Origin of the sequence: Streptomyces sp. ERV7 (assembly GCF_001653515.1) — a bacterium.
Classification (GTDB): domain Bacteria; phylum Actinomycetota; class Actinomycetes; order Streptomycetales; family Streptomycetaceae; genus Streptomyces.
This window is the reverse complement of the sequence record NZ_LYOY01000018.1, coordinates 1-9,089: the sequence shown is the minus strand read 5'-3', so window position 1 is coordinate 9,089 and position 9,089 is coordinate 1. Positions and strand designations below refer to the sequence as shown.

At 72.2% G+C, this 9,089-nt stretch carries 6 protein-coding genes and 1 pseudogene; 4 read left to right on the top strand and 3 right to left on the bottom strand.

Annotated elements, in window-relative coordinates:
- Window positions 1-806: pseudogene (locus tag A8W25_RS06000) on the top strand (serine/threonine protein kinase); the annotation flags it as partial.
- A gap of 16 nt (window positions 807-822) precedes the next feature.
- On the opposite strand, the gene A8W25_RS05995 reads toward A8W25_RS06000, so the two are convergent.
- Window positions 823-1,980, bottom strand: coding sequence for a PAS domain-containing protein (locus tag A8W25_RS05995; protein WP_067157124.1), 1,158 nt, complete (start codon window positions 1,978-1,980; stop codon window positions 823-825).
- A 368-nt stretch (window positions 1,981-2,348) separates the two neighbouring features.
- On the opposite strand from A8W25_RS05995, the gene A8W25_RS05990 reads away from it, so the two are divergent.
- From A8W25_RS05990 to A8W25_RS05980, 3 genes are read left to right on the top strand one after another with little or no spacing between them, the layout of a single operon-like run.
- Window positions 2,349-3,701, top strand: coding sequence for an ATP-grasp domain-containing protein (locus A8W25_RS05990; protein WP_420708411.1), 1,353 nt, complete (start codon window positions 2,349-2,351; stop codon window positions 3,699-3,701).
- Window positions 3,698-5,722 (top strand): PEP/pyruvate-binding domain-containing protein, encoded by a 2,025-nt coding sequence (locus A8W25_RS05985; protein ID WP_067157118.1) that lies wholly within the window; start codon window positions 3,698-3,700, stop codon window positions 5,720-5,722. Before A8W25_RS05990 ends, A8W25_RS05985 begins: the two co-directional genes overlap by 4 nt.
- A complete protein-coding gene (locus A8W25_RS05980; RefSeq protein ID WP_234386300.1) occupies window positions 5,719-7,089 on the top strand; it encodes an MFS transporter in 1,371 nt (456 codons plus the stop codon). Before A8W25_RS05985 ends, A8W25_RS05980 begins: the two co-directional genes overlap by 4 nt.
- Window positions 7,090-7,114: 25 nt before the next feature.
- On the opposite strand, the gene A8W25_RS05975 is transcribed toward A8W25_RS05980, so the two are convergent.
- A complete protein-coding gene (locus tag A8W25_RS05975) occupies window positions 7,115-7,735 on the bottom strand; it encodes a hypothetical protein (RefSeq protein WP_067157130.1) in 621 nt (206 codons plus the stop codon).
- 137 nt (window positions 7,736-7,872) lie between these two features.
- Window positions 7,873-9,089 (bottom strand): phosphatase PAP2 family protein (locus tag A8W25_RS05970; protein ID WP_067157116.1); only part of this gene is annotated, 1,217 nt, incomplete at its 5' end.

Here is a 9,089-nt window from a genome sequence, read left to right as displayed (position 1 = left end):
CCGCCCCGCACACGCCGCCGCCCGTGCACCCGCCGACCCAGCCCGCGTATCCGCATCCCGTACAGCCGCATGCCGCACAGCCGCAACCCGTACAGCCGCAGCCCGTTGGGCCTCCCGCGGCGGGCTCCTACGCCTACCCGGCGACCGTCGCGGGCCATCCGTCGGGGGCGGTCCCGCCGCAGCCGCCCCGCAAGCGGAACCGTGCCGGACTGGTCGTCGCGGGAGTGGTCGTCGCCGCGCTCATCGGCGGCGGCGCGTACGTGGCGGGGCAGATCTCCGGCAGCGACTCCAAGGACGATCAGGGCAGCAGCAAGGGCAACAGCAAAAGCAGTACGCCGTCGCAGTCCGGCGGCGCGGCTTCGGGCACGGGCGCGGGCAGCGGCAACAGCAAGGCCCCGGTGGCGCCGAAGGCAGCCGTGTACAGCAACATCAGCATTCCCCGCGGCTACACCGTGACCTTCGCCGACGAGCCGCCCCGGCCGGAGAAGAAGGACGTCTTCTACGAGGGCGACTTCGGCTACGCGGAGGACATCGTCAACGGAGACGCCCTCGCCACCAACCAGTCCAAGAACACCATGGCGCTGCTGGACCCCGCGGAGCCGGGTTCACTGGACGGCTGCCGCGCCAACACCCGCTACACCACGTCCATCACGAAGGACAAGCTCGGCAAGGGGTCCCGGATCTGCGTGAAGACCGGCTCCGGGCACTACGGTCTGGTCACCGTGCGCGCCTTCGCCCCGAAGGAGTCACCGAGCCAGTTCGTCGGCGTGGACCTCACGGTGTGGCGCAACGCCGTCACCTCCTGAACGGTCACCTCGCCCCTCACGCCGTGCTCAGCGGATGCCCCGCCGTGGCCGAGCGCGGGGGCCAGGTGCGCGGGGCGAGGATGCCGAGTACGTAGGCGCGGGCGACCAGGGCGGGGCGGGTCGCCGCGCCCAGGAGTTCGCGCAGCCGGCTGAGGTGGTAGTCGACCGTCTGCCGGGACAGCTTCAGCGAGGTGGCGATGTCGCCGTTGCTGCTGCCCGCCGCCAGCAGGGAGAGGATGCGGATCTGCGCGGCGGTCAGTGACGGATGGGCCTCGTGGGCGAGGCTCTGGTGGGTGACGACGGCCCAGACGTACCGGGCGCGCGCGGCGGAGTGGCCGACCGTCGTCAGATGGATCTGGGCGCGGCGCTGGCGCCCCTCGGTGTCGAGGAGCACCGCGCATGTCTCCACTCGTCTGGTGCGGCGCGCTATCAGACCGTTCCACCTGCGGAGCAGCCCGTCGAGGCCGGGCTCGGGGGCGAGCAGGGTGTGCGCGCGGCGGCCGACCAGGTCGGGCAGGCTGAGCCGGAACAGTTCGGCGGCCGCCGCGCTCGCCTCGACCACGCGTCCGTTCGCCGACAGCAGGGCGCAGGGCAGACCGCTGTGGTCGCGCAGCGCCTGCAGGTTCTCCTCGGCCTCCTGCCACTGGACCATGGCGCGGAGGCGGTCCGTGATGTCCACGTAGATCCCGGCGACGCAGGTCCGCGCGTTCTCCCGCACCACGAACCGGTGCCCCACCGCCTGGCCCGCGCTGCCGTCCGGCCGCCGGTAGGCGAGGGTGTGGCGCACCGGCGTCCCCCGGGTGAGGACCTCCTGGTCGAGGGCGCGGAACTGGACGGCCTCGGCGGGTGCGTCGAAGTCCTCGATGTACTTGCCGACGAGGTTGTCCGGCACGGTGCCGTAGAGGTGCGCGTAGGTGTGGTTGGCCCACAGATAGCGGCCGTCGCGGTCCCGGATGAAGGCGGCGGCCGGGGCCAGGTCCGCGAGGCCCGCGAAGGCGGCGTAGCGGCGCGGGGTACCGGGGTGCGGGTCGAGCCGCAGGGCCCCCGTCCCGGCGAAGGCGTCGCCTGCCCTCTCCCGGACCCGCCAGGGCTCGTCGACCTCCCACCAGAACACGGGGAGGTGTTCGAGCAGTGCCTTGAGACCGGCGTCGTCCACAGCGGTCCCTCCGTCCATATACGAACCGTACGCCACTGGTTGACACACGGTCACCTCGCGATGGGTATCCCGTCCCGATCCCGCGCATGCTCGGTTCTCGGCCGAAGTGGAACCCCGCCTCCGCGCCTCGCGGAGTCGTCCCGAGTGGCAAACCGGCCTGGTATTCAGGCATTTGCCTGAATGCTGAGCGGCCCCGGTGGCGTTTGGGGCGCCGTTCGCGTGGTCCCCTTGAGTGAGCGGGTGAACACGCCCCGACACGCACCCCGGGAGATTCCCCCGCACCCGGCGCGCATCACCGATCCGTACGACGACGCGCAGGACGCGTACGTCCGGCACGGACCAACGCAGATGAATGGAGACGAACTTCCGTGAGCAAGGTGCTGTTAGTGCATGCCAAGGGTGGTCCGCCGCTCGGTCACGTCCTGTCCCGGACGGCCGCGAGGGCACAAGTGCACCTGCTGGCGCTCAGCGCTCTTCCTCCCGTCGTGGCGGACTCCGCCGACAGGCTCTGCGCCTCGGTCGTGACGGCCGACGCGCAGCGCTGCGACCTGGTCTCCCTGATCGTGTCGCGGGCCCGGGCGGTGGGCGCGGACGCGGTGCTCACCTTCTCCGAGTACGCGGTCGTGGCCGTCGCCGAGGCATGCGGGACACTCGGTCTCGCCGGGTCCGGCAAGGCCTCCGCGCTCGCCCGTGACAAGCGGCTGATGCGGCGCACGTGGCGGGAACACGGACTGCCGCAGCCCGAGTTCCGCTCCGTCGCCACGGAGGCCGACCTGTACGAGGCGGCCGGCGCCCTGCCCTTCCCCATGCTCCTCAAGGCGGCCTGGAGCGCGGGCTCCACCGCGCACCAGATCATCCACTCCCCGTACGAGGTCTCCACCGCCTGGCGCCGCTCGCGCGAAGTGATGGCCGAATCCGCTCAGTTGGGGTACGCGGAACTCCATGTGGCCGAGGCGCAGGGGCACTTCGTGGTGGAGCAGATCGTGACCGGCACCGCCTCGGACTGGTTCGACGAGCCCGGCTGGGGCGACTACGTCAGCGTCGAGGGCGTCGTGGCGGACGGCACCTTCCACCCGGTCTGCCTCAGCGGCCGGATGCCGACGGTCGAGCCGTTCACCGAGCGGGCGGGCATCACCCCCGCCCTGCTGTCCAAGGACGCCCAGGACCGGGTCGTGGCGCTCGCGCGGCAGGCCGTCGACGCCCTCGGCCTGCGCGACTGCGGGACGCACACCGAGATCAAGCTCGGCGCGGACGGCGAGATGTGGCTCATCGAGACGGCTGCCCGGTTCGGCGGCGCGATGACGGTGCCGCAGATCGAGGAGGTCTTCGGGCTCGACCTCGTCGGCATGCTCGTCGACCACCTCCTCGGCCGCCGGGTCGAGTGGCCCGAGCGGGCCCTCACCCCGGCGCAGGCGCGCGGCGCGGCGGGCTCCCTCGTCGTCCTCGCGGTCGACGGCGAGGGCGAGGCCTGGCGGGATCGCAAGGTCTGGGACTTCCCGGCGGTCGCCAAGGACGTGCCGCTCAGCCGGGGCAGCGAGCTGTCGGTCGTCGCGGAGAGTTCGCTCGCCGACGGCAGCGTCGTGCCGGTCTACGACCCCGCCGCCGGCGCCAACACCATGGCGGCCCTGTGTCTGCTTTCGGCCACCGACCCGCGGACGGTGCTCCGCGACTTCGAGACGCTGGTGGACGCCCTCCCGCGGGTCCTGCCCGCCGTGCGGCCCGAGGAGGTCTCCGCATGACCGCCCAACTGCTCTCCGACGCCGCCGACCCGGCCACGGACCGCACGGTCGTCGGCGAGAACCTCTCCCTGCCGCTCTTCCGCACGCTCTCCGGGGTCCTGGCCGGTCACCCCTACCTCAAGGTCGTCGTCGACCGCGCCGAGAACACCTGGCACCTCCTCGACACCGCCGCCCACCCCTTCCACGTCAACTACGTCGCCACCCGTGTCCTGGGCATGGAACTCGCCGCGCTGGACGCGGAGCTGGACGCGTTCAACGCCTCCGTCTACATGGACCCCGGGCGCCGCTTCCTGCTCGGTGTGCTGTCCCTGCACACCGGCGAGGACGCCGAGGGCCGCGAGCGCCCCTTCCTCGTCCTGGAGACGACCGAGGCCGACACCATGAGCGGCGAACTGCTCGCGTTCTTCTACGAGTTCGTGCGCGCACGGGTCGACGGCAGACTCCCGGTGCTGCTCAAGCCCGCCAACCACGGGCAGGAGGAGGAGCTGGCGGCGATCAGCGAACGGCTCGTGCCGCGCATCCTGAGCCACGAGCTCTTCGGCTCCAGGACCCGGACGCCGCTGAACCCCGGCGAGGTCACCGGGCGGCTGCGGTTCTTCCGTACGAACGAGGAGTACGCGGCCGCCGAGGCCGGGCTGGGCTGGGCCGACATCGTGGCCATGCCGTGCCTGCCGGACGACGTGCCGCGGGTGGCCGGATTCCTCAACACCGCGCAGATCACCCCGCTCTCGCACACCAACGTCCTGGCCTCCGGCTGGGGGATACCCAACGCGATCGTGCGCGACCTGGAACAGCTCGTCGAGAGGGACGGCCTGGACGGCGCGTGGGTGCGCTACCGGGTGGGCGAGGACGAGATCTCCCTGGAGCGGCTGGAAGAGGAACCGGTCCTGCGGGCCCCCGCCTGGCACCAGCAGCGCATACGCCTCGAACCGCCCCTGCTGGAAGACGCCCCCGTGCTGTCCCTGCACCGGCTGCGCAGCGCCGACCGCGACCGGTACGGCACCAAGGCGGCCAACCTGGGCGAGCTGCACCACGTACTCGACAGCCGTACGGCCGACCTGACCGCCTTCTACGGGCGGCCCCGCCCGCCGCGCGACGACCTCTACGGCCACCTCGCCACCCGGTTCGGCCTGAGCGACCCCTCCGTGCCCGAACTCCGCGCCAGGGCAGCCGACTTCGTCGCCGGTACGGTCGGCGCCCCGGAGGGCGTGGCGCTCCCCTTCGCGCTCCAGCAGCACTTCCTCGCCTCGTCGCCCGCCCTCCAGCAGGGCATCGGCAAGCTGAAGATGGCACTCGAACTCGACGCCACCGAGGTCCTGGACCCGCTCTGTCTGCAACTCCAGCAGCTGATCCGGCACACACCCGTCCCCGAGTCCGTCACCCGGCAGATCAGCCAGGCCTTTCCGGTCCCGCCGGCCGAGCTCGGGCGCCTGGTGGTGCGCTCCTCGTCCAACGCCGAGGACCTCCCGGGCTTCTCCGCTGCGGGCGTCTACGACTCCGTCACCACCGTCCACGGCACCGGCGAACTCCTGGACGCGGTACGCCAGGTGTGGGCCTCCCTGGTGTCGCCCCGCAGCGTGCGGCTGCGCCACCAGGTCGGGATCTCCCTCGACGACACCTATATGGGCGTGATCATCCAGGAGTACGTGCCCGCCTCCCTCGGCGGCGTCCTGGTGACCTGCGACCCGACCCGCCGCGAGGACTTCCGCAACGTCTACCTCAACTGTTCCCCCGGCTCCCCGGAGCAGGTCGTCGACGGCTCCGTCCTGCCGCAGCAGTACCTGTACAACGTGGTGGAGGGCGGCGGCCGCACCGTCGCCCTGGGCTCCTGGGGCGACGGGCTGCCCGCCGCCACCCGCGCCCGGCTCGCGGACCTGTCCCTGACCGGGCGGCTCCTGCAGTCCCACTTCAGCGGGTCCGACTTCGGTGGGGCCGACGTGGACAAGCCGCTGGACATCGAGTGGCTGATGACCGAGCGGGGCGACTTCCGGCTGGTCCAGATCCGCCCGTACGCGCTGTGAGCCCGGCCCCCGCGGATACGCGGTCCGGCACCGGCCTGACGCACACCGCCCGCCGGATCATCCAGCTCAACTACGGCTTCCAGCTCCTCTTCAACCTGCTGTGGTGGATGCCGGTCTTCTACGCGTACCAGAAGGCGGCCGGGCTCTCGGACAGCCAGATCTTCGGCATCCAGAGCATCTACTACGTGGCCTTCTGCCTGTTCGAGATCCCGACCGGGCTGATCGCCGACCGGATCGGCGCCCGCAACTGCCTGCGGGCCGGGGCGGTGGTGATGACGGCGGCGAACCTGGCTCCGGTGCTCAGCGCCTCGTACACCGGCTTCCTCGTCCACTTCCTCGCCATCGCGCTGGGCCGTTCGCTGACCTCGGGTGCGGCCAGTGCGTATCTGTACGACGGGCTGCGGGCCGAGAAGTGCGACGCGCACTATCTGAAGGCGGAGGGCACCGCACGGGCCCTGGGCCTCGCGGCGAAGGTCGTGTGCTGGCCGCTGGTCGGGCCCTTGATGGCCGTCGCCCACGCGGCCCCGTACGTGCTCAGCGCCGCCAGCGCCGCGGGCTCCCTCGCCTGCGCCGTCGCCCTGCCCCGGCTCGCCGGGGCGGGCGGTGGGACGGGGAAGGCGGACGGCGGGCGCGGGGGCGGCGCGTTCCTGCGGGACGCGGGCTCCGCACTGCGCTGCGTCGCTTCCTCACGGTGGCTGGCCCTGGTGATGGTGCAGGGTGTGGCGCTCTTCACGCTGTCCCGGATCTGCCAGGTCAACCTGTTCCAGCCGATCCTGCTGGACCACGGCGTGGGGGAGGCCTCCCACGGCACGGTGCTGGCCGCGATGACGGTGGCGGAGGCGGTGGGCTCGGCCCGCCCCCAGTGGCTCGGCCGCCGTCTGTCGCCGGTCGCCTGGGTGTCGGTCCTCAGCCTGGTGCTCGCGGGCACCCTGGCGGCGATGACGCTCGGCGGACCGTGGGCCGTCATCGCCCTGCTCTGCCTGTTCGCCGCCGCGACCGGCTTCGCGTACCCGGTCCAGCGCAAACTGGTCAACGACGCGGTGCCGGCGGACGCCCCGCGCGCCACGCTCCTGTCGGTCGAGAGCATCGTGGACCGCGCGGTGTGCGCCCTGGCCGCGGTGGCCGTGGGCGCGTATGTCTCCGCCGGCCACCTGGACGCGCTGCTGCTGCACAGCGCGCTGGCGACGGCGGTGCTGCTCGGGGCGGTACAACTGCTCGTGCGCGGTGGAGCGGTGCGGCGGGGCCGCCCCGGGGCCGGGATCCCGGCCCCGGGCGCGGACGCGGAGGACCGCGACGCCGGTGACACGGTCCCGCTGACGGGGGCCCGCGAGCAGCGGCACGACGCGGAGCAGCGGTCCGACACGTAGGCGCGGCGCGGGCACAGGCCGCCGGTCAGCGGGACCGGCGGCCGAGGAGTTCGACGAGCCCGACCGGGAGGAACGCGGGCCGATGGGACTGCCCGACCTGGTAGGGCACATAGCCCACCGAGGCGGCGACCTGGACCTCCTCGGCCGTCTCCGCCTGGTAGACGACCCGGCAGCGCCCCGACTCGGCCTTCGCGCGCTGCCACAGGACGGGCGCCGGTTTGCGTTCCGCGTCGGTACGGGGAGTGAGGATCCGGTCGCCGAAGTCCCGCCAGGCGAAGGGCACGGAACCCTTCCAAGCGGCGTCGACCTCCTGCTTCAGCCTGGCGGCACGCTCGGCGTCGGTGCTGCCCCAGGAGGGCGGAACGTTGGTGATCAGACCGATCCGGACGTGGTGCTCGCGCAGGGCACGCAGATACGAGGCGGCGCCCGACTGATAGCCGATGCCGCCGTCGGCGGCGGTGTGGACGAGGGTTTCGCCCAGGTCGAAGTAGACGACGGGGCAGGCGGGCGCGGCAGCGGTACGCGTCGGGGAGCCCGCGCCCCCGGGTGCGGCGGCACTCGCCGGGGCGCAGAGGACGGCGGACACCAGGACGGCACCCAGCGCGAGGCCCGCCCGGCCCCAGCCCGTGGAGGCGGATCTGTTCATGACGTGGTCACCCTTCTCGTCGTACACCGCGCACTGCAGCGCACTACGAGAATGCACAATTGGCCGGTCCATGACACATGCCGCGGGAAACTTTCTCGCGCGCCGACCACCCGGGCGCGTACCGGAGCGAGCCGGACTCAGACCAGTTCGGGCTGCGGTTCCGGTCGGAACGCCGGCGCGGCCTTCGGCTCCCATTCCCTGGTGGTCCGTACATAGCCGTAGACCACCGAGCCCAGCGCCAGAAGGACGAGGGGTCCGAACAGCCACGGGTGCTCGGCCATTTCCAACGGCAGATAGCGGTAGGAAAGCAACAGCACCGAGAAGACCGCCACGCCGTAGGCGACGAGCCGCATGCCCGACCGGTCCCAACCGCGGTCATACGTGCGCAGAGCCACCTCGATGGTGAGCGCGAACACCATGCCGGCGACGAGATCCACGCCGTAGTGGTAGCCGAAACCCAGGGTGGCGCTGAGCGTGGCGATCAGCCAGAAGGTCCCCGCGTACCGCAGGAACCTGGGGCCCTTGCGGGTGTGGATGAAGATCGCGGTGGCCCACGCCGTGTGCAGGCTGGGCATGCAGTTGCGCGGGGTGATCCCGTCGTACGGCACCGGGTGCGGGATGCTGATCGACGGTGGCGTGTGCGGCCACAGGTTGACCACCGCCCACTCCACGCCGCCGGTGCCGGAGGCGCCCGGTCCGTAGGCGAAGACCGGTCCGACGACCGGGAAGATCATGTAGAAGGCCGGCCCGAGGAGACCGATCACCAGGAAGGTGCGCACCAGGTGGTGGCGCGGGAAGCGGCGCTCGGCCGCCACGTTGCGCAGCTGGTAGAGGGCGACGACGATCGCGGCCACCGCGAGCTCGCCGTAGACGAAGTGGAGGAGCTGGGAGCCGACCGATCCGCTGGCCTCGACGATCCTGCCGGCCACCCACGACGGGCTGCCCAGTGCGTGATCGGCCATGGCCACGTACGGGTCGAGCACGGTCGGGCGGGTCTTCGACGTGATGAGCAGCCAGGCGTCACCGGTCTTGCGGCCGGTCACCAGCAGCAGGCCGAGCCCGACGCCCTTCAGCAGCAGCACACGTTCCCGGCCGGTGCGGCGCACGATCGCGAAGACCGCGACGCCCAGCATCGCCCACAACGCGCCATTGCCGAACAAATGCCCCTCGGGCGTCTTGACGCCCGCTGCCCACCGCCCGAGCGCGAAGACGACGTCGATGCCGATCGCGGCACCGGCCGCGACGTACCGCTGCCGCCGGGTGAGCACCACCATCATCAACGCCAGTCCGCCGTAGAGCGGCCCCGGCTTCGGCGGGAAGATCAGTTCCCGCGCCTGGAGGGTGATCGGCCCCG